Source organism: Eggerthella sp. 1_3_56FAA (assembly GCF_000185625.1).
Taxonomy (GTDB): domain Bacteria; phylum Actinomycetota; class Coriobacteriia; order Coriobacteriales; family Eggerthellaceae; genus Eggerthella; species Eggerthella lenta.
The window spans coordinates 295,291-315,450 of sequence record NZ_GL622579.1 but is presented as its reverse complement, the minus strand read 5'-3'; the positions used below and the strand labels follow the sequence as shown (position 1 = coordinate 315,450).

Annotated in this window: 15 protein-coding genes and 1 pseudogene; 2 read left to right on the top strand and 14 right to left on the bottom strand. The window is 65.4% G+C overall.

Annotated features, from left to right (window positions below; genetic code table 11):
• The 5 genes and pseudogenes from HMPREF1023_RS15600 to HMPREF1023_RS01320 form a co-directional block, all read right to left on the bottom strand.
• Nucleotides 1-325: pseudogene (locus HMPREF1023_RS15600) on the bottom strand (NUDIX hydrolase); the annotation flags it as partial.
• A gap of 83 nt (nucleotides 326-408) precedes the next feature.
• Nucleotides 409-2,469: a heterodisulfide reductase-related iron-sulfur binding cluster gene (locus HMPREF1023_RS01335; protein ID WP_009304329.1), complete on the bottom strand. Its 2,061-nt coding sequence runs from the start codon at nucleotides 2,467-2,469 to the stop codon at nucleotides 409-411.
• 1 nt (nucleotide 2,470) lies between these two features.
• Nucleotides 2,471-3,463, bottom strand: coding sequence for an electron transfer flavoprotein subunit alpha/FixB family protein (locus HMPREF1023_RS01330; protein WP_009304328.1), 993 nt, complete (start codon nucleotides 3,461-3,463; stop codon nucleotides 2,471-2,473).
• 20 nt (nucleotides 3,464-3,483) lie between these two features.
• Nucleotides 3,484-4,275, bottom strand: coding sequence for an electron transfer flavoprotein subunit beta/FixA family protein (locus HMPREF1023_RS01325; RefSeq protein ID WP_009304327.1), 792 nt, complete (start codon nucleotides 4,273-4,275; stop codon nucleotides 3,484-3,486).
• Between the two features lie 53 nt (nucleotides 4,276-4,328).
• Nucleotides 4,329-5,468: an acyl-CoA dehydrogenase family protein gene (locus HMPREF1023_RS01320; protein WP_009304326.1), complete on the bottom strand. Its 1,140-nt coding sequence runs from the start codon at nucleotides 5,466-5,468 to the stop codon at nucleotides 4,329-4,331.
• A gap of 323 nt (nucleotides 5,469-5,791) precedes the next feature.
• Here HMPREF1023_RS01320 and HMPREF1023_RS01315 point away from each other — a divergent pair, with 323 nt between their 5' ends.
• Nucleotides 5,792-6,571 (top strand): phage tail protein, encoded by a 780-nt coding sequence (locus HMPREF1023_RS01315; protein WP_009304325.1) that lies wholly within the window; start codon nucleotides 5,792-5,794, stop codon nucleotides 6,569-6,571.
• Nucleotides 6,572-6,679: 108 nt separating this feature from the next.
• On the opposite strand, the gene HMPREF1023_RS01310 is transcribed toward HMPREF1023_RS01315, so the two are convergent.
• Nucleotides 6,680-7,864 (bottom strand): acyl-CoA dehydrogenase family protein, encoded by a 1,185-nt coding sequence (locus tag HMPREF1023_RS01310; RefSeq protein WP_009304324.1) that lies wholly within the window; start codon nucleotides 7,862-7,864, stop codon nucleotides 6,680-6,682.
• Nucleotides 7,865-8,015: 151 nt separating this feature from the next.
• Nucleotides 8,016-10,097 carry an FAD-dependent oxidoreductase gene (locus tag HMPREF1023_RS01305; protein ID WP_009304323.1) on the bottom strand — a complete coding sequence of 694 codons (2,082 nt, stop codon included), beginning with the start codon at nucleotides 10,095-10,097 and terminating at the stop codon, nucleotides 8,016-8,018.
• 366 nt (nucleotides 10,098-10,463) lie between these two features.
• Here HMPREF1023_RS01305 and HMPREF1023_RS01300 point away from each other — a divergent pair, with 366 nt between their 5' ends.
• Nucleotides 10,464-11,117, top strand: coding sequence for a TetR/AcrR family transcriptional regulator C-terminal domain-containing protein (locus tag HMPREF1023_RS01300; RefSeq protein WP_009304322.1), 654 nt, complete (start codon nucleotides 10,464-10,466; stop codon nucleotides 11,115-11,117).
• Between the two features lie 121 nt (nucleotides 11,118-11,238).
• On the opposite strand, the gene HMPREF1023_RS01295 is transcribed toward HMPREF1023_RS01300, so the two are convergent.
• From HMPREF1023_RS01295 to HMPREF1023_RS01265, 7 genes are all read right to left on the bottom strand, one after another.
• Nucleotides 11,239-11,724, bottom strand: coding sequence for a PaaI family thioesterase (locus tag HMPREF1023_RS01295; protein ID WP_009304321.1), 486 nt, complete (start codon nucleotides 11,722-11,724; stop codon nucleotides 11,239-11,241).
• Nucleotides 11,725-11,942: 218 nt separating this feature from the next.
• A complete protein-coding gene (locus tag HMPREF1023_RS01290; protein ID WP_009304320.1) occupies nucleotides 11,943-13,475 on the bottom strand; it encodes a 2-isopropylmalate synthase in 1,533 nt (510 codons plus the stop codon).
• 204 nt (nucleotides 13,476-13,679) lie between these two features.
• Nucleotides 13,680-14,915 carry an NrfD/PsrC family molybdoenzyme membrane anchor subunit gene (nrfD, locus tag HMPREF1023_RS01285; RefSeq protein WP_009304319.1) on the bottom strand — a complete coding sequence of 412 codons (1,236 nt, stop codon included), beginning with the start codon at nucleotides 14,913-14,915 and terminating at the stop codon, nucleotides 13,680-13,682.
• 10 nt (nucleotides 14,916-14,925) lie between these two features.
• Nucleotides 14,926-15,546, bottom strand: a complete 621-nt coding sequence (locus HMPREF1023_RS01280; protein WP_009304318.1) for a 4Fe-4S dicluster domain-containing protein — start codon at nucleotides 15,544-15,546, stop codon at nucleotides 14,926-14,928.
• Nucleotides 15,547-15,556: 10 nt separating this feature from the next.
• On the bottom strand, nucleotides 15,557-17,959 hold the full coding sequence (locus HMPREF1023_RS01275; RefSeq protein WP_009304317.1) for a molybdopterin-dependent oxidoreductase: 2,403 nt from the start codon (nucleotides 17,957-17,959) through the stop codon (nucleotides 15,557-15,559).
• 606 nt (nucleotides 17,960-18,565) lie between these two features.
• Nucleotides 18,566-19,498, bottom strand: coding sequence for an SPFH domain-containing protein (locus tag HMPREF1023_RS01270; protein ID WP_009304316.1), 933 nt, complete (start codon nucleotides 19,496-19,498; stop codon nucleotides 18,566-18,568).
• A gap of 9 nt (nucleotides 19,499-19,507) precedes the next feature.
• The gene (locus tag HMPREF1023_RS01265; RefSeq protein ID WP_009304315.1) at nucleotides 19,508-19,888 is read right to left on the bottom strand and encodes a GntR family transcriptional regulator; all 381 of its coding nucleotides are present in this window, start codon (nucleotides 19,886-19,888) and stop codon (nucleotides 19,508-19,510) included.
• Between the last annotated feature and the right edge of the window lie 272 nt (nucleotides 19,889-20,160).

Sequence of the window (20,160 nt, the reverse complement as noted above, 5' to 3'; positions counted from 1 at the left end):
CCGTCACCACGCGGCGCGCCACGTCGGCGCTGGTGCCCATGCGACGCGCCCAAACCTCCTCGTCGGGGCCGATCCACGAGCACCGCGCGCCGTCGTCGGCGGGATCCACGCCCCCGCCCGGGAACACCACGGCCTCCGGCACGAACGCCATCGTCGCCGCCCGGCGCAGCATGAACACCTCGCGCGGGCTGCGCACCAGCATTACCGTGGCCGCCAGCCGCGGCACGGCCGGAGCCGTCCCTGCGGCGCAGAACCCCTCGTAGGCGCGGGCCAGCTGCTCGCTCATCGGCACTTCGAGCATCTCGCCCGACCTCCACGCGTTCATAGCCCCGCCTCCTTGCGCATGCATACCATCCAGCTCGGTTCGCCCCTTCCGCGCGACGCGCGGAAGGAGTTTTCCTCATGGTATCACCGCGACAGAGCCAGCGCGTCGGACAACAGCTCGGCGATGTCCCGTACCGGCAGGGCATCGTCCTGGGACGCCAGGCCGTCTTCCAGCATGGACAGGCAGAACGGGCAGGCGGTGGCCACGGCGTCCGCACCGGTGTCGCGCGCCTGCTCGGCGCGCAGGACGTTCATGCGCCGCCCCTCGCGCTCCTCGAGCCACATGCGCCCGCCGCCCGCGCCGCAGCAGAAGCTCTTCTCGCGCGTCCGCTCCATCTCCACCACCTGGGCGCCGCACGCCTTCACCACCGCACGCGGCTCGTCGTACACGTCGGCGTAGCGTCCCAGGTAGCACGAGTCGTGGTACGTGACGCGCTCGAACGCCGCCTGCGCGCCCGCCCGCTCCGCGCCCGGCAGCCTCCCTTCGGCCACGAGCCTCTCGAGCAGCTGCGCGTGCCGCACCACTTCGAACCGGCCGCCAAGCTGCGGGTAATCGCGCTCCAGCGCCTGGGCGCAGTGCGGGCACTGCACGATGATCTTCTTCGCGCCGTAGGCGTTCAGCGTCTCGATGTTCTCGGTGGCAAGCTGGTAGTACAGAAACTCGTTGCCCATGCGCCGCGCCGCGTCGCCGCAGCACTTCTCCTCCGGGCCGATGACGGCGAAGTCCACGCCCGCATGCCTCAGCAGCGCCACGAGGGCGCGCGACACCTTGCGGTTGCGCGCGTCGTACGCTCCCGAGCAGCCAGGCCAGTACACGTACTCCGCCTGCGGACGGTCGGCCAGCGTGGGCACGTCGAGCCCCTCCGCCCATGCCATGCGGCTCTGCCACCCCAAGCCCCACGGGTTGCCGTTCGTCTCGAGGTTGCGGAAGGCCGCCTTAGCCTCCGACGGGAACGCGCTTTCCATCGACACCTGGTAGGTGCGCATGCCCACCACCTTCGGCACGTGCTCCAGCAGCGCCGGGCACGCCTCCATGCACGCGCCGCACGTAGTGCACGACCACAGCGCCTCGGGCGCGACCACGTCGCCCACGAGCGCCTTGTCCAGCACGGCCCGCTGCTCCTCGGTCGGCTCGAACGCTTCGCCCGCCGCTTCGGCCCGACGCTCGGCGCGCACGAGCGGCCCGCGCTCCCCCAGATGGGCGTCGAGCGCCTGCATCAGGTCCTTCGGCGACAGCGGCTTGCCGCTTCCGTGCGCAGGGCACACCGTTTCGCAGCGGCCGCAGCGCACGCACGCCTCGGCGTCCAGCAGGTCCTTCCATGTGAAGTCCTCCAGCTTTCCCACGCCGAACTCTTCCAGCTCCTCGTCCTCGAGGTCGACGTAGGACAGCGTCCCCTTCGGCTCAAGCGGACGGCAGTACACGGTGGCCGGGACCAGCAGCACGTGCACGAGCTTCGAGTACATCCAGTACGCCAGGATCCCGAAGGCGATGGCCATATGGAACCACCATAGAACCTGGTGCGCCGTCGACACCTGGGCGGCGCTCAAGCCTGCGAACAGCGGCGCGAACAGATTGCCGATGGGCGACCACGCGGCCCACGGATCGTTCGTACCCACGATGCGCAGCCCCTCCACGACGAAGCCCGTGACGCCGATGACCAGCAGCCATGCCAGCACAACGATGTCGGCCGGCTTCGTCTCGAGCGACGGGTTCCTGCCGGCCGCCCGCCGCACGATGCAGGCGACCATCGCGATGCAGAACGCCAACCCCGCGATATCGGTGCCGAGCGCCAGCACGTACAGGTAGTAGTCGCCCTTGGCGATGTCGAGCCCCAGGTCCACCTGCACCGCATAGCTCGCCGTGGCCACCACCATGACGGCCATGCCCACGTACATCCCGAGGTGCGCGATGCCGACGCCCCGCTCCTTCACGACGGTGACCTGCAAGAGCGCGTCCACGAACGCGCCCTTCAAGCGCTCGAGCGGGCGATCGCCGCGCTCAAGCGGTCGGCCGATCTTCCACAGGCGGTAGCGCCGCCAGAAGAAGTACGCGGCGACGACCAGCACCAACAGGAAGCAGGGGTACACGAGCCACGACCCCTCGATGTTCCACAGCGCCTCGCGCGAAGGCGTCGCCGCATCCATGCTAGGACGCCTTGCCCGCGCGGAAGGCCTCGGTCAGAAGAGGCACCGCCTCGAACAGGTCGGCCACGATGCCGTAGTCGGCCACCTTGAAGATGTCGGCCTGCGGGTCGTTGTTCACGGCCACGATGCACTTCGACGCCGCCGCGCCCGCCATATGCTGGATGGAGCCCGAGATGCCGCAGGCTATGTAGAGCGAAGGCGCGACGGTCTTGCCCGTCTGTCCCACTTGGAACTGGATATCGGTCCAGCCCTCGTCCACCGCGGGGCGCGAAGCGCCTACGGCGGCGCCCAGCACGTCGGCCAGCTCCTCCACGAGCGCGAATCCCTCCGCGCCCTTCGTGCCGCGCCCGCCCGACACCACGATGTCGGCCTCGGTCAGCTCCACGCGGCCCGACGCCCGGCGCACCACGTCGGCCACCGTCTGGCGCACGTCGCCGAACCCGTCGACGTGCTGCATGAGCACCGGAGCCGTGCGACCCTCGACGGGCGCGTCCGGTTCGAACGCCTTCGGGCGCACGGTGACCACCATTGGCCGCGCATCGGCGGCGAACGCCACGTCCGCGAGCACCTTGCCCGAGTACGGCTCGCGCGTGAACACGAAGCCTTCCTGCGCGTCGGCCTCGATGCCCACCACGTCGGCGACGAAGCCGGTGCCCAGGCGCTGCGCGAGCACGGGAGCCACGTCGAGCCCGGTGGCGCCGTCGGCGAGCAGCAGCGCCTCGGGCTGCCGTTGCGTGATCAGCGTCTCCAGCGCTGCGGCGTAGGCGTCGGTGGTGTAGGGATCCAGCGCCGGATCGTCCAGCACGAGCACGGCGTCGGCTCCCGCCGCGCCGAGCGGGTCGAGATCGACCTCGCCCAGCCCGCTGCCCAGCACGACGGCCGACACGTCCCCTCCGGCCTCTTCCGCCATTCGGCGGGCGGCAGCCAACATCTCGAACGTCACGCGCGGAAACGTCCCGTGCTTCGGCTCCGCGTATACCCATACTTCTGCCATGGATGCTCTCCCTTCCCGTCCTACCAGACCTTGGCTTCGGTTTCCAGCAGCTCCACCGTGGCGGCCACCGCTTCGGCGACCGTCTCGCCTTCCACGATGCGACCGCCCTGGCGCGCGGGCTTGGGGCGGTAGCGCACCACGCGCGTGCGGCGCGCCCGAGGATCGACGAGCGCGTCCTCTATGCCGAGGTCGGCCAACGTCCATACGGTGACGGGCTTCTTCTTCGACTGCATGATGGCGCGCACATTGGGATAGCGAGGCTCGGCCAGCCCCTGCTGCGCCGTGATCACGGCCGGCAATGCAACGTCCACCACGGCCACCCCGTCGTCGATCTCGCGGGTGGCGTGCGCGACGCCCGCCGCAGGGTCGACGTCGAGCGCCGTGACCACCTGCACGCACGGCAGGCCGCGCAGTTCCGACAAGCGCGGCATCGTCTGCGCGCCCGCCGTGTCGGCCGACTTGCAGCCGCCCAGCACGAGATCGGCCGGCACGCGTTCCAGCGCGGCGGCCAGCACGCGCGCCTTGACGGCAGCGTCCGCCTCGGCGAGCGCCGCGTCGTCGACCAGGTAACCCGCCGACGCCCCCATCGACAGCGCATGGCGCACCGCCGGCACGGCCTCGTCGCCGCCGACGCACACGACGGACACGTCGCCGCCGTGCTCCTCCGCCAGCTGCACGGCCCGCTCCACGGCGAACTCGCTGTACGGGTCGATGACGAGCGTCTGCCCCTCCGTGAGCGCCCGCCCTTCGGCGTCGACGCCCACCTCCGCTTCGGTGTCGACGGTTTGCTTGATGCAGACTGCGATGTCCATAGCCGCTGCCCTCCTCGCTTTCGCGTGCGCCGCCCTGCGACGCCGCACTCCTCCTAGTATTCCTTCAGCACCGATTTCGCGATAAGCGAGCGCTGCACCTGGCTCGTGCCCTCGACGATGGTGAACGACTTCGCGTCGCGGTAGTAGCGCTCCACCGGATAATCCTTGCACAGGCCGTAGCCGCCGAATATCTGCACGGCCGTCTCAGCCGCTTTCACCGCCGCCTCCGAGCAGTACACCTTCGCCACCGACGCCGTCTTCATCATCGTCTGGATGTCGCCGCCGAACGCCGATGCCGCCTGGTCCAACAGCAAGCGGGACGCTTCCAGCGTGATCTCCATATCGGCCAGCATGAAGCGGATGGCCTGCAAGTCCGCGATATGCTTTCCGAACTGGATGCGCTCCTTCGCATAGGCGGCCGCGGCCGCGAGCGAGGCGGCCGTCACGCCGGTGGCCAGCGCCGCCACGGCCAAGCGGCCGCGGTTCAGCGTGTGGTGCGCGATGGCGAACCCGTCGCCCACCTCGCCCACCACGGCTTCGGGTCCCACGTGCATGTTCTCGAAGTACAGCTGGGAGGTCACTGAGCCGCGCAAGCCCATCTTGTCCTCCTTGCGGCCGATCACGAGGCCGGGCGTGTCGCGGTGCACGATGAAGCACGACGGCTTCGACTGCCCGTCCTCCACCACGCGCGCGAACACGGTGAACCAGTCGCCCACCGCTCCGTTCGTGATGAATATCTTGCCGCCGTTGATGGTGTAGCCATCGCCGTCGGGCAACGCCGTCGTGGAGATGGCGGAGATGTCCGAGCCGGCGTTCGGCTCGGTCAGCGCGAAGCAGATCTTCGCCTCGCCAGCCGCCAGCGCGGGAAGGATGGCACGTTGCTGCTCGGCGGATCCCGAGAACACGAGCGCGTCGGACCCGATGGCCGATATGAGGATCATGAGCGCCACGGCCGGCGATTCGCGCGCGATGCGCTCGATCACCTGCACCCAGCAGTGCATGCTCACTTCCACGCCGCCGTGCTCCTCGCCGTAGGCGAGCGCGAACAGCCCCTGCTCCACGAACAGCTCGTAGATGTCCTGGGGAAACTCGTCCTCTTCGTCGATGGCAGCCGCACGCTCGGCCACCACGTCGACGCACAGGTCGTCCACCATAGAAAGGATCATGCGTTCCTCTTGCGTCAGCTCGTACATGCAGCCCCTTCCCCGCGCGAAACGGCCGCCGCACCCGGAAGGGGCGGCGATCCATTCCTATTTCCTATTGATTCCCCTTTAAATAATAGGTTCCGTCTATCGCTTGCCTACGGTCAAAACGACCTCCCTGGGCATATAGACTGGTCAAACGAGTTTGTTTGTTGGCCTTCATGTCATCCAACTCGTCGATTTCGCAAGAACTCGACGGTTCATCACACCTGCGGAATTCAAAACCGCACACTCGCGGCAAAATAGCCGGTCAATCCGCGCCGACGCTGCTCTATGATCTTTACAGCAAGAAACCCCGCGCGAAGGAGCATCCCATGGCCGGATCGGTACGGCAGATCATAGAAGTCCCCTGCACCGTCGAGGCGCTCGAGCGCTCGGAGGCGCTTTCGCAGCTCGCACCCGAAGCGTTGACCGCGCTCGGCGCGGAATCGATCGACGGCGACGCCCTCGGCGTCGAGGCGGCGGCCCGCGTGGACGCCGCAATCGAGGCGTGCCTGGCGGCCTACGACCCTCGGGGCGTGTACAAGCTGTTCAACCCCGCCATCTGCACGCTGCCGCCCGAGTACTCGGAGCCGGCCATCAAGCTGGTGGGCACCATGATGATGTTCCACGGCCAAAGCGTCTACGAGCGCCTGCGCCGCGCTGCGCACTGCGCGCTCATGGCCGTGACCATCGGCCCCGACAACCCCGCCGCGCTGCCCGCCGACGCCGACGAGCTCGACCGCGCGCTGGCCGACGCCTGCGCCCGAGCGCTCGTGGAAAGCGCGGCCGACCACGTGAACGCCGCCATCGTGGCCGCGGCTATGGAAGAGGGCCTCTACACCGACGATCGCCTGAGCCCCGGCATGGGCGACTTCCCGCTGGACACGCGCTCGCAGTTCGTGTTCTACACGCAATCCGAGAAGCGCCTGGGTCTGAAGCTGGGCAAGGACGGCGTCTTCGAGCCGCGCTACAGCACGGTGGGCGTCATCGGGCTCTACGACCCGTCGCACAAGGGCCGCAAGCGCGCCTGCGGGCGCTGCAAGTACCGCTCGTACTGCTCCATCCGCGCCATCGGCATGACTTGCCACGGCGGCAAGGGCTCGTTCAAGTAGAACCTGCCGGCCCAGCCCGATATCCCGAGCGGGCGCTCCGCTCGGGACGACACGCAAAACGCCCCGGCCGAAGCCGGGGCGTTCTTTCTTGCTTGTTGCAGCGTCGGGTTAGATCGTGTACAGGTAATCGGGATCCTCGACGACCTTCGCGTACTCCTTGAGGATGCCGCGACCGGAGATGTGCACCATGATCTCCACCGTGCCGCCGCCGATCTGGAAGCCGCGGCAGTCCAGCATGAGGCGGGACACGCGGGTCTCGTCGGTGAAGCCGAGGCCGCCCATGAGCTGCAGCGCGCGCGAGCAGCAGTCGGTGAGCGCCGGAGCGCCGTAGCGCTTGAGCATGGCGGCGTCGTTGTTCACCGGGATGCCGTTGTCCATCTTCCAGCAGGTGCGATACAGGAAGTTACGCGTGTTCGAGAGCTCGATCTGCATCTCGACGATGTGCTCCTGCACGAGCTGGTAGGTCTTGATGCCCTTGCCGAACTGCATGCGCTCGTTGGTCCAGGCGCACGCGTCCTCCATGGCGGCCTGCGCCTCGCCGAGCAGCTCGGCCAGAAGCACGCAGCGCTCCCACTCGAAGTTCTTCATGAGCTGGTAGAAGCCCTTGCCCTGGATGCCCAGGAGGTCGGTCTCGTCGATGACCACGTCGTCGAAGTGGATCATCGCGAAGGGCATGATCTGCATGCCGATCTTGTTGAGCGGCTCGATGGTGACGCCCGGCGCGTTCGCCGGCACCAGGTACATGGACATGTTCTTGTTCTCGCGAGACGGATCCTCGTCCTTGCACACCACGATGAAGCCGTCAACGTGCTCGCCCTGGGTCACCCAGGTCTTCACGCCGTTGATGTGCACCTTGCCGTCGCCCGTGCGGGTGGCCAAGCACTCCATGCCCTGGTTGTCAGAGCCCGCTTCGGGCTCGGAGATGGCCAGGCAGTACGGCGGGTAGCCGTTCTCCTTGTAGTAGTCCATCGCGAACTTGATCTGCTCCGGCGTGCCGAATTCGCACACGTCGAACATGATGAGCAGGTTGGGAGCCATGGGGATGTTGCCGCCGGCATGGTTGAGCTCTTCGATGATCATGGCCATCGTCTGATGGTCGACGGGCTTTCCACCGTGTTCCTCGGGCAGGCCGTACATGCCCCAACCCGAATCGACCCACGCCTTCGCCACTTCGGGAGCGATGCCGCGGTTCTTGTAGCCGGCCGCGATGACCTCCTCCGTCAGGTTCTCCTTGGCCCACTCGCGGATGCCCTTCTTGATGCGGAGCTGTTCCTCGGTGTATGCGAAATCCATGCTTCCTCCTTAACGTTTTCCCTATATTCGAAACACGCAAGCGTGTTTGAACCCTTATGCGGGATGCCGACCTTGCAGCGATGCGGCATCTCCGCTTCGATCCGGGAGCACGCGGTCAAGCGCGCTCCCGGCAGTGCCCGATCGTTCGCGCCTACAGCGCCATCGAAGCCTGGTAGCCGCCCTTGACGGCCTCAAGAGTGCGGTAGACCTTGCCGGCCGGCGTGGTCGCGTCGCCGATGAGCTTGGCGTTCGGGAACGCCTTCGCGATCTCGTCGTAGAGCTTGGTGTTCTGCTCGACGCCCAGCGACGTGAGCACGGTGTCGCACTCGATGAGCTGCTCTTCGCCGGTCTCCACGTTCTGAACCTTCGCGCCCTTCTTCGTGACCTCGACGAGCTTGGTCAGCGGCATGAGTTTCACGCCCTTGGACTTCACCAGGTTGATGGTGGGGTTCTTGTCGATGATGCCGATGCCGTTGCCCATCTTCTTGGCCTCTTCGATGACCGTGATCTCACGGTTCTCGCACATGGCCTCGGCAACTTCCAAGCCGGCGAAGCCGCCGCCCACGACCACGACGCGCTTGCCCACGATGGCGGTGGGGCCGGATGCCATGTTCAGGCCCATGCGCATGAAGCCGACGGTGCCGCCCTGCGCCTTGATGGCCGCCACGGCCGCCTTCCACAGCATGCCCTTGCCCTCGGGCACCTTGCCCGCGCACATCTCCTTGATGTCCTCGGACTTCACCACGTTCTTGCCGTCGATGCCGGGCACGTCCAGCGAGATGATGCCGCCGCCGGGCGAGACGATGACCTCGTCGGGGTTGAGCGCCTTCACCGTGTCGACGTCGACGTAGGTGTTCAGCTTCAGCTCGATGTTCGGGTGCAGCTTCATCTCCTCGTTCCAGTAGGACACGAGCGGCTCGATCTTGGCGTTCAGCACCTGCGCCATGCCCAGCAGGCCGGCGACGCGGTCGGACTTGTCGAGCACGGTCACCTTGTGGCCGCGCACGGCTGCGACGCGAGCGGCTTCCAGGCCGCCGGGGCCGGCGCCCACCACCACGACGTGCTTTTTCGCCTCGGCCGGCTTGTCCTCGGGCAGACCCACCTCGACGCCTTCCCACACGTTGGCGTTGACGGAGCACTGGCAGGGCTTGCCGATGAAGATGTTGTCCAGGCAGCGGCTGCACACGATGCAGGGGCGAACCTGCTCGGGATGGCCCGCGGCCACCTTGGCGGCCGTGTCGGGATCGGCGATGAACTGGCGAGCCATGCCCACCGCGTCGCCGTAACCCTGGGTGACCACCTTGTCGCACATGTCGAGCGTGTTGATGCGGGTTCCGGGGAACACCGGTTTGTCGGTGACGGTCTTCACCTGCTTGGCGAGGTCGATGAACTCGCCTTCGGGAACGATCTGGTTCGCCACGGGACGCGGAGCCTCGTGGAAGCCGGCCTGCACGCTCCAAGCGTCCACGCCGTGCTTCTCGACGATCGGGATGATCTCGAGGGTGTCCTCGATGCGGTTGCCGTTCGGCATGAGGTCGTCGGCGGAGATGCGCACCAGGATGGGCATGTCGTCGCCGCAGGTCTTGTGGATCTCGTCGACGATCTCGCACAGGAAGCGGGCGCGGTTCTCGGCGCTTCCGCCGTACTCGTCGGTGCGATGGTTGGAGTACTTGGACAGGAAGCGCATCACCATGTAGCCGATGCCGGCATGGATCTCGATGATGTCGATGCCGCTGTCCTTGGCGCGCTTGGCCGCTTCGCCGTACTGCTTCACCACGACGGCGATCTCTTCTTTGGTGTATTCGCGCTCGGGCATGCCCACGAACGGGCCGCTGGGAACGTCTTTGGACGGAGCGTAGGACAGCAGCGGGTCGGAGCCGCTCGCACGCCACTCGTAGCACAGCTGCAGCTGCGCGGCCACCTTCGCGCCATGCTTATGGCACGCCTCGGCGACGCGCTGCCAACCCGGGTTGAACTCGTCGGACCAAATGCCGCAGGCTCCGGTGGTGGTGTGATACTTCGGCTCGGTATCGAAGCAATCGCAGATGTACGCGCTGCCGACCTCGATCAGGCCCACGCCGCCCTTGGCGCGCTGCTCGTAGAAGTCCACCAAGTCGTCCGAAATATGATAGTTGTCGACCTTCTCGATCGTCATGGGCAGCATGACGAACCGGTTCCTGATCTCCACCCCGCCGATGCTGAACGGTTCCAGCAGCTTCTGATACTTTGCCACGATGCAAACCCCTTTCCGCTTTTGAACAGTGCCAAGCGTCTCTCTGCGCGATTGGCGCGAGGTCGATCCGTGCGAACTATCCCTCTCGAAGAGCACGGTTTCCTCGTTGCCATCATTGTAGGCTCCGCAAAAGGACGATACGATGGACAGTATTTCCATATTGGTAAGTCATCGTGAAAAAAGTCTCCCAATATTGCTTAGGATGAGTCTCTTTTTACCAGGAATATCCCCAAATCGCCCCTTCTCGACCGGAAGAGTCGAAGTTTATCACTGCACATATTTTGAAGTTTGTCCTAGAAATGTACGAAAACGCGACGTATAATAGCCGTGGCACAATCATCATTACCGAGAGCGAGGCCCGACTCCATGAACGCGCTCAGCACGATGCTCCTCATCGCCGACACCTTCGTCGCGCTATGCGACGAGATGCCGCTCAAGAAGGTGTCCATCAGCGACATCATCGAGCGAACGGGAAAGAACCGCAAGACGTTCTACTACCACTTCGAGAACAAGGACTGCCTTATCACGTGGATCTTCCGCTACGACCTCGGTCAGGAGCTCAAACGCCGCTTCCCCGAAAGCACGCTCGTGTACGAGACCGGTGCGACCGACTCCTCCGCGCAGTTCCCCTTCTACATCCTGCAGAAGTCGGGCGTGCGCTCGCTCGATCACGCCGAGTTCTTCGACTGCTTCGCCCATGTGCTGGAAGCGAAGCGCAACTTCTACACCCAGGCTCTCGCCGACACGAACCCCTACTCGCTGCGCAACTACCTGTACCACCTGTACCTGCCCGCGCTGCGCAACGACATCGACCTCATCTTGGCGAACCGCTACCTGCCCCAGGAGAACATCCAGTTCTTGGCCGAGTTCTACACCTGCGCGTTTCTGTACTACTTCATCCGCAAGTGCGACCAGCCCGGCGCCGATCGGCTGACCGGGCAGGCCGGCCCCTTCGCCAACATCATCCACAGCTCCCTCGAGGCGCAGATCAAGGAAGCCCAGCTTCGCCGCAACCTGTAATTCATTCGCACCCTGCCATCCTGAGCGGCGCTAGCGGGAAGACTCGCGGCTAGCGCCGCACGAGCTCCTTCGGCTCCGCACCTTCGGTGCTGCGCTCAGGATGGCAGGGTGCGGCGCGCATTCAGGCGAGGAACTTCGGCGGCAGCGCGCCCGCTCCCAGCTCGCGCACGGCAGCGCTCATCGGCTGCAGGTGCGCCCCCACGAGCATCTTCGACGTCGCGTGCGCCAAGAGCCTGCCTTCGGCGTCGCGCAGCTCCGCTTCACATAGGCACATGGTGCGCCCGCGCTTGACGACCCGACCCTCCACGACGACCAGTCCCGGCCCCGACGCACGCAGGTTGGACGCGTTCAAATCGACTGTGGTAAAGCCTTCGTCCTCGTCGAGCGAGCAGTACAGCGCCCAGTACGCAGCGCAATCGAGAAGCGACGCGTACGCGCCGCCGTGCGCGCCGCCGAACGCGTTGAGGTGCTTGCGCTCCAACACGGCCTCGACCGTGCACGCCCCCTCCGAGAGCGCCGTCAACCTGATGCCCAGCAGCTCGAAGTACGGCGAACGGTTGATCAGCTCCATCACCGCATCCACGTGCCTCGGATTCACCTGCGCCATATCACGTCCTTCCCTCGACGCCCTGCGTCGCTGCGCTTGCGCGGACTTTCTTTCATGGTAGCAAGCGAGAAGATGCAGCGACATGGGCAAACCCCGCCGTTCGAGTCGTTGTCGAACGCCCGCGGATCGCAGCACCTCGGGCGCGCCGGCCTGCCCCCTCCCGAAAACGACGGCGGCCCGTCCGAAGACGGGCCGCCGCTGCCGGTTCGCTTCGCGCGCTAGCGACGATGCTCCTGCTTATCGTTGAGCAGGCGGTTCAGCGCGTTGAGGTAGGCCTTCGTGGACGAGACGATGATGTCGTTGTCCGCGCCGCGGCCCGTGTACACGCCGCCGTCGGGCGCGGTCACGCGGATGGTCACCTCGCCCAGCGCGTCGATGCCGCGCGTGACGGACTGCACCGAGAACTCGGTCAGCTCGTTGTCCACCTGCACGATCTTGTTCACGGCCTTGTACACCGCGTCGATCGGACCCGTGCCGTACTCGCAGGCAGTGACCACCTGGTCGGCCGCGTTGCGCAGCGTGACCGTGGCCGTCGGGGTCAGCGGGAAGCCCGTGCTCACCTGCACGCCCTCAAGCGCGTAGAGGGCGCTCTCGTTGCGGTCGCGCTCGTTCACGAGGCTCTCGAGGTCCTCGTCGTACACTTCCTTCTTCTTGTCGGCCAGGTTGAGGAACGCCTCGTACACCTGGTCGAGCGCCTCGCCCTCCAGCTCGTAGCCCAGCTCCTCCAGACGGTGCTTCAAGGCCGCATGCCCCGAGCGCGCCGTGAGCACGATCTGGCTCGTGCCCGCGCCCACGTCGGCCGGGTCGATGATCTCGTAGGTGTCGCGCTTCTTCAGCACGCCGTCCTGATGGATGCCGGAGGAGTGCGCGAAGGCGTTCGCGCCCACGATGGCCTTGTTGGCCTGCACGTTCATGCCGGTGATGGACGACACGAGGCGGCTCGCCTTAATGAACTCGCGCGTGTTGATCTCGGTGCAGGCGTCCAGCTCGTCGCCGTGCATCTTGATGCCCATGACCACTTCTTCCATGGCCGTATTGCCCGCGCGCTCGCCCAAGCCGTTGATAGTGCATTCCACTTGGGTTGCACCGTTCTTCACGCCAGCCAGCGACAGCGCGGTGGCCATGCCGAGGTCGTTGTGGCAGTGCACCGACACCGTGGCCTTCTCGATGCCGTCCACGTGGTCCATGAGGTACTTGATGCGCGCGCCGAACTCCTCGGGCAGCGAGTAGCCCGTGGTGTCGGGGATGTTCACCACCGTGGCGCCGGCCTTGATGACGGCTTCGATGACGCGCACGAGGAAGTCGTAGTCGGAGCGGCCCGCGTCCTCGGCGTAGAACTGCACGTCCTCGACGAAGTTGCGGGCGTACTTCACGCACTTGACCGCACGCTCGACGCACTCGTCCTCGGTAATGCGCAGCTTGTCGCGCAGGTGGCTCGGGCTCACGCCGATGCCGGTATGGATGCGCGGACGCTTGGCGTACTTGAGCGCGTCGGCCGCGGCGTCGATGTCCTTCTCCACCGCGCGCGTGAGGCCGCACACCGTTGCCTGGTCGCCTGCGAGCTCCGCGATGCGGCGGACGGACTCGAAGTCGCCGGGGCTCGAGATGGGGAAGCCCGCCTCGATGACGTCCACGTTGAGCCGGAGAAGTTGACGCGCCACGACCAGCTTCTCCTCGGTGTTCATGGAGGCGCCCGGCGACTGCTCGCCGTCGCGAAGCGTCGTATCGAAGATGTTGATCTTGCGCGTCATATGCGTGTTCCTTCCTTCTCGGCTCGATATAGTTTGACTATCATAGCAAATATCCCAAGCGCTCTTCTCGGAATTCGCCCCGAACGCACCAACAAAAGCGGGAAAACGACGGGAAGACGCCTGACCCGAAAAAGGCTCGGCAAGCGCGGGGATCGCTTGCCGAGCCGTGATGCCGCAGCGTGCTCGGAGAGGAGGTCGCGCACGCTAGCAGGAGGGTGAGCTCGCTTTCGCGTCGGCCACGCCGTGGGCAGCCGCGTCGGCGTCGATGAGGTCGGTCGGCTTCGCCTTCATGATGAAGCGCTCGACGAGGATGAGGAAGGCCAGCGCGCCCAGCGCGATGACGCCGAGAAGCACCGCATACTCCACCCAGGAGGGCGCGTACCAGCTGGTCGCCGCCCACACGTCCATGCCGGAGGTAGCGGCCGACGTGCCGTCGATGAGACCCGGGCCGCCGAAGGTGTTCGGCGTGATGAACGAGCTGAACAGCAGCCACACGCGCTTGCAGAACACGCCCACCACCACGCACGCCGAGGAGAACACGATGAGGCCGGTCTTCTGGCGGTTCTTCGCGAACACGAGGATGGTGAACGGGATGAGCACGCCCACGATGATCTCGATCCAGAAGTACGGGGCCGTGGCGCCGAAGAACATCTGGGACAGCACGTGCCAGCCGCCCTCGGAACCGGGATAGCCCGTGGTCAGAAGCTCGCAACCCACCATGTAGCCGTCGACGGCGATGCAGGTGGCCAGAAGGCCCGCCAGCATGCCCATGAGCTTCTTCGACGTCTCCCAGATGCCGCGGCGGTTCATCCACGCCAGCGCGATGAGCAGAAGCGCCAGGCCGGAATCCATGGCCGAGGCCACGAACAAGGGGCCCATGATGGCCGAATGCCAGCCCTCGCGGGCGATCTGCAGGCCGAATATCCACGCCGTCACCGTGTGCACGAGGATGGCGATGGGCAGGGCGAAACGCGACACGATGGCGATCTTGGACTTGTCGGCTCTCTTCGAGGTCATGAAGTACAGGTAGACCAGGTTGATGACCAGGTAGCACGAGATGACGCAGATGTCCCAGAACAGAGGCGAGATGAAGTTCGGGGAAATGATCAGGTTGAAGATGCGCGCCACGCCGCCGAGGTCGAGGATGACCAGCAGGCCCGCGCAGCAGATGCACACCGTGGACACGCACACGGCCGGCAGCGCCACCTTCTTGAACTCGGTGACGTGGAAGATCGATGCCGATGAGGCCACGATCAAACCGCCGGCGGACAAGCCGACGAAGAACATGAACGCGGCGATGTACAGGCCCCAGGAGGTGCCGTTGTTCATGCCGGTCACGCCCAAACCGAACATGGTCTGGTAGATCCAGGCGGCCGCCCCCGCGGCGGCGATCACGGCCAGAACCACCATGACCGGACGGGAGATTCGCTTCGTTTCCATCTGGGCCCCCTTACGCGTTGTAGTAACGGAGCTGCGGGCGGGTGCCGAACTCCTCGAGCAGCTGATAGGCATGGTTCTCGCGCACGACCTTCGAGATCTCGGACTCGGGATCGTCCAAGTCGCCGTACACGCGGGCGCGGCCCGGGCACACGCGCACGCACATGGGGATGTCGCCGCGGTCGGTGCGCTCCTTGCACAGCGTGCACTTCTCCGCCACGCCCTTCGGGCGCACCGGCACGTCCTTGTCGCCGTAGTTCCAGTTGGGATCGCGCTCGGGCTCGCTCCAGTTGAACACGCGGGCGTTGTAGGGGCAAGCGGCCATGCAGATGCGGCAGCCGATGCACTTGTCGTAGTGGATTTCCACGCGACCCATATCGTCTTTGTACGTGGCGCCCACGGGGCACACCTTCAGACAGGCGGGGTTTTCGCAGTGCTGGCACGCCACGGGGATGTAGGTGCGGCTGAGGTCGGGGTACGTCCCCTGCGCGCCGTCGGCGGTATCCACGCCGTCGGTCTCCACGCGGATGTACAGCATGTTCATGGGTATGTTGTTCTGCATCTTGCAGGCGTTCGCGCAGGTGTTGCACCCGACGCAACGCTCAAGGTTGATGGCGATGCCAAGCTTGGTCATGATCGCTCACCTACGCTTTCTTGATTTCGACGAGGGTATCGGAGAACGGGATGACCGGGCCGCACATGAGCTCGGCGCCTCGCTCGACGTAGCCGTCGTTCGTGACGTTCTGGACGTTGCCTTCGATGAGGAAGTCGGCCGTCTGCCCCTCGAACATGCGCGCGCTGCCGGGGCGGATGGACTCGTTGGCCTTCACGCGGCACTTGAAGGAGCCGCGGTCGTTGAACACTTCCACCGCATCTCCCGTGGCCAGGCCGCGCTTCTCCATTTCAGAGGGGTTCAGCTCGATGCGCGGCTCGGCGAACTGCTGGATCCACTTGGCATCGTTGAACTGGTTGTGGATGCGGTAGCGCGTGCGCACGTTCGCCAGCTGCAGCGGGTAGGTTTCGGCCAGCTTGTTGCCGGCGTGCGCCTCAAGCGGCGGCTCGTAGGCGGGAAGCGCCTGACCGTATTCCACAAGAGCGTCGTAGTAGACGTCCATGCGCGTGGAGGGGGTGGCGAACACGCGGTCCATGAACTCTCGGCGCGGCTCCTCGATGCCCTCGAGGGGATACACGCCGTTCGCAGCGTTGATCTTGTCGATGGTGAGCGCGGAGACGTACGGGTCCTCGGAGGAGGACAGCACCTTCGCCACCCATTCCTCGGACGTGGCGGGCAGGTACTGGTCTTTGCCGAAACGCTTGGCGATTTCCTTGCCGATCCAGAAGTCGGTGCGAGCCTCGAACAACGGCTCGATGATCTTGTTCTGCAGCACGATGTTGCTGTAGCCGATCTTCACGCTCCCCACCTCCGCGTCGTTCTCGAAGCGCGTGGTGGCGGGCAGGATGACGTCGGCCCACTTCGCGCCCTCGGTGAAGTACGGGTCGATGGTGACGATGAAGTCGAGGCCGCGCGCGAACTCGGTGGTCTTGTTCATGTTGCCGATGTGCTGCTGGAGCACATCGCCGCAGAAGATGCAGGCGCGCACCTTGGCGTTACCCTCGCGGGCATCGTACAGCGGCATCTCCAGCGTGCCGGCCGTCATGTCCTCGGGAAGCTCCCAGGCGCCCAGCGTGCCCGCATGGCCGTTGTAGCTGCCGCCCACGAACACGCCCACGCCGGCGCCCACCTTGCCCACGTTGCCCGTGAGGGCCACGAGCGTTGCGGCAGCGTGGCCGGCGATGTCGGCGTTGCCCATCTTGTCGTTGCCGCCCCAGCCCAGCGCCAGGCAGGCAGGACCCTCGGCGTACTCGCGGGCAAGTTGGCGGATGGTGGCGGCGGGCACGCCGCTTACGCTTTCAGCCCACTCGGGCGTGTACTCGACCTGCTTCTGCTTGAGGAGCGAGAACACCGTGGTGCAGGATGCGCCGTCCACGTCGAAGGTGCCCTCGAGAGCGGGCTTCACGGCCGCGACGTCGTAGGCCGCCTTCGCGTTCGTCGCCGTGTCCCACACGAAGAAGGGGTTCTGCTCGCCGGTCTCGGGCTCTTCGGCATTCGGATCCTCCGCGTGGTCGCGCAGCAGCTTGCCCGTCGCGACGTCCACGAGGAACGGAAGCGAGGTGTGGTTCAGCACGAAGTCCTCGTCGTAGAGCTGCTCGTCGAGGATGACGCTGGCCATGCCGAGGAAGAATGCGGCATCGGTGCCCGGCGTGATGGGCACCCACTGATCCGATTTGCCGGCCGTCGTGGAGAAGTGGGGATCCACCGTCACCATGCGGGTGCCAGCTTCCTTCGCCTCGAAGAACAGGCGCACGTTGGGCAGGCTGGACTCCAGGAAGTTGCTGCCCACGTTGAGCACGAGCTTGGAATTCACCCAGTCGCGAGCCTCGCAGGTGGCCATCGCGTAGCCGCCGCCGAAACCGATGGCAGGATCCAAACCGTTGCCGATGCCCACGTCGATGCCGGAGCTGGCATCCACCTGCGCGCCCAGCACGGCGGCCAGCCACGGGAAGTTCGCTTCGGCGCCCGTCGAGATGACCACGCAATCGTTTCCGTACTTGCCCTGGAGCTCCTTGAGCTTGTCGCACACCTCGTCGAGCGCTTCGTCCCACGAGATAGGCTCGAACTCGCCCGCGCCGCGCTCTCCGGTGCGTCGAAGCGGGGTCTGCACGCGATGGTCGCCGTAGATGTGCTGGACCTCGGAAATGCCCTTCACGCAGATGGTTTCGTACCGGTCGTCGCAGCAGTGGTTCGGCTGAACCGACACCATGCGCCCGTCGCGCACCGTGCACGCCAGCGGGCACATGCCGCCGCAGTGGGACTGGTGGTAGGTGAACGCCGTGTACTCCTCGGCGGTCTCGGCATGCGCCGGAACCAGCCATCCGTCAGCGGAGGTCATCGCCCCCGCCGCGCCCAACATCGCCAGGCCGGCGCCCGCGACGGCGGTTCCCTTGACGAAACCCCGACGCGTCACGCTCATCTCGTCTGTGGTCATTGCATCCCCTTTCTCAGTGACTCATGACCGTTTCCTCGACCTCTAATTAACTGTTTTCATAGTAATATAGTTAAATAGGAAATTGAATATGTTCATTTCAAGAATAATTTAGACGTCTGCGAACGGTGCGGAAAACGCGGCGAAGGTCGCGAGAGCGGGATGCCCTTGCGACCTTCGCCTTGCGGGAGCAACGCCTTGTCGACATCGTATGCCCATGTCAGTTATCATATATTACCTTTTGGAAAATGTTTTACCGAGCGCAGCCGCGCCGTCATTGGAAGCGTCCGCTCCCCTATCGCACCATAGCAGAATCCGCCGTCGCGTAGTTGGCCTTTCCGATCCCGCAACCAACCGTTCGCGAACGAGCGGCCGACGGTGTCGGACAGGCGAAGACGCTCGATCGGGCTATCGGCGAGATACGGATCAGGAGAGCAGCGGCGCCTGCGGCGGGCAGAGGCGGGCTGTCAGCAAGCCGGCGACCCGCATCCGACGGCCCTGATGTTTCACGTGAAACATTTGTTTGCGCGAACGATTGTTTCACGTGAAACATTTGTACGTTTACGGGCACTGCCGAGAGGATGGCGCCCTTGCTTGCCGCAGAAGGGGCTACTTCTTCCCCTTGAGGGCGGAGGCTATGTCGCCTGTGAAGCCCTGGGCGTAGGGGCTCGGCACCACCACCATGTTGCCGCCCTCCTTCACGCTCTCGTTCACGAGGCTCATCATGCGCAGCTGCAGCGCCAGGTCGTCCTCGCGGTAGGCATGCGCGGCCTCGATGAACATGTCGGAGATGTCCTTCTCAACCTCGGCCAGCACGACGCGGGCGTTGCGCTCCTGCTGCGCCTGGGCCTCGGCGCTCATGGCGTTCTGCAGCTCCTGGGGCATGCGGATGTCGCGGATCTCCACGTCGTTGATGGTGACGCCCCACTGCTCAGTCTTCTCCTCGATGCTCTTCTTCAGTTGGTGGTCGATATGCGCGCGCTGCATGGACAGCTCGGCGATCTCCACCTGGCCGATGGCGTCGCGCAGCGCCGTCTGCGCCACGAGCGACGCCGAGTGCTCGTAGTCTTCCACAGCCAGGCACGCCTTCTTCGGATCCCACACCATCCAGAACACGACGGCGTCGAGATCCACCGGCACGAGATCGGCCGTGAGCACCTGCTCGGCCGAACACGAGATGGACGAGATGCGCTGGTCGATGACGATGGTCACCGAATCCACCACGGGGACGGTGACGTACAGACCCGGCCCGGCGAGGCGGTGGAACCGGCCGAAGCGCAGCACCACGGCACGCTCCCATTCGTAGGCGATGTGCACGCTGCCTGCCAGCGCCAGGCCGGCGACCACGGCGAGCGCCACGGTGAACGCCGAGCGGAAGGGGAACGTCGCAGCCAGGACGAGGGCGAACGCAACGAGGAACAGCGTCACGGCCAGCACCACCGCACCGCGGCGCGATGCCTTGCGCCTGCCGGAGACGCTCTCCTCCCCGCCTGACAGCACGTCGTTCGCACGCTCGTTGCCGCGTTTGCCGAACTTGACCATAGCTCGCTCCTATCCCATCCGGGAGATCTTGTCCTGAAGGCGACCCGCTATCTCTTCGCGCGTCATGCCCAGCTCCTCGCACTGGCGGATGAAATCGCCCATCATCGCATCGATGGTTGACTCCAGGGAGTCCTCGTCGTCGAACGCGGGATTCTCGGCGACGAAGGTTCCGCGCCCGCGCTTCGACATGATGAGACCCGACGTCTCCATGCTGCGGTACACCTTGTTCACGGTGTTGTAGTTGATGTTGAGGTTGACGGCCATCTCGTGCACGGTGGGAAGCTGGTCGCCGGGCTGGTAGCGCCCGGTCTGGATAAGGTAGACGAGGCGGTTGCGAAGCTGCACCCAGATGGGCACGCCGCTGCGTTCGTCTATGCTGAAATTCTCCATGCCCCGAGCTTCCTCGCGCCGTCGTCGGCTGGCGCGGATTTTCCTACATCTCTAGCCAAATACAACCGTGTATATTCTAGCGCGCTTCGTCGGCATCGCCGGCGAGAATCGCGCATTCGCAAGCACGAAACGACGACAGGGCGAGACGACGAGACGAGGGAGCGAGACGAGGGGACGAGGTTGTTGCCTCATTCTGCGATCGAAGCGGGACACCGACCCCGCCCCTTCGTCTCACAGGTACGACGCGATGTCCATGAAGGGAGCCGTGCACA

What these genes read in the sequence shown, in the direction of transcription:
- HMPREF1023_RS01335 (WP_009304329.1), bottom strand. Translation starts at nt 2,469, where the DNA reads ATGGATGCGGCGACGCCTTCGCGCGAGGCGCTGTGGAACATCGAGGGG.
- HMPREF1023_RS01330 (WP_009304328.1), bottom strand. Translation starts at nt 3,463, where the DNA reads ATGGCAGAAGTATGGGTATACGCGGAGCCGAAGCACGGGACGTTTCCG.
- HMPREF1023_RS01325 (WP_009304327.1), bottom strand. Translation starts at nt 4,275, where the DNA reads ATGGACATCGCAGTCTGCATCAAGCAAACCGTCGACACCGAAGCGGAG.
- HMPREF1023_RS01320 (WP_009304326.1), bottom strand. Translation starts at nt 5,468, where the DNA reads ATGTACGAGCTGACGCAAGAGGAACGCATGATCCTTTCTATGGTGGAC.
- HMPREF1023_RS01315 (WP_009304325.1), top strand. Translation starts at nt 5,792, where the DNA reads ATGGCCGGATCGGTACGGCAGATCATAGAAGTCCCCTGCACCGTCGAG.
- HMPREF1023_RS01310 (WP_009304324.1), bottom strand. Translation starts at nt 7,864, where the DNA reads ATGGATTTCGCATACACCGAGGAACAGCTCCGCATCAAGAAGGGCATC.
- HMPREF1023_RS01300 (WP_009304322.1), top strand. Translation starts at nt 10,464, where the DNA reads ATGAACGCGCTCAGCACGATGCTCCTCATCGCCGACACCTTCGTCGCG.
- HMPREF1023_RS01295 (WP_009304321.1), bottom strand. Translation starts at nt 11,724, where the DNA reads ATGGCGCAGGTGAATCCGAGGCACGTGGATGCGGTGATGGAGCTGATC.
- HMPREF1023_RS01290 (WP_009304320.1), bottom strand. Translation starts at nt 13,475, where the DNA reads ATGACGCGCAAGATCAACATCTTCGATACGACGCTTCGCGACGGCGAG.
- nrfD (WP_009304319.1), bottom strand. Translation starts at nt 14,915, where the DNA reads ATGGAAACGAAGCGAATCTCCCGTCCGGTCATGGTGGTTCTGGCCGTG.
- HMPREF1023_RS01280 (WP_009304318.1), bottom strand. Translation starts at nt 15,546, where the DNA reads ATGACCAAGCTTGGCATCGCCATCAACCTTGAGCGTTGCGTCGGGTGC.
- HMPREF1023_RS01275 (WP_009304317.1), bottom strand. Translation starts at nt 17,959, where the DNA reads ATGACCACAGACGAGATGAGCGTGACGCGTCGGGGTTTCGTCAAGGGA.
- HMPREF1023_RS01270 (WP_009304316.1), bottom strand. Translation starts at nt 19,498, where the DNA reads ATGGTCAAGTTCGGCAAACGCGGCAACGAGCGTGCGAACGACGTGCTG.
- HMPREF1023_RS01265 (WP_009304315.1), bottom strand. Translation starts at nt 19,888, where the DNA reads ATGGAGAATTTCAGCATAGACGAACGCAGCGGCGTGCCCATCTGGGTG.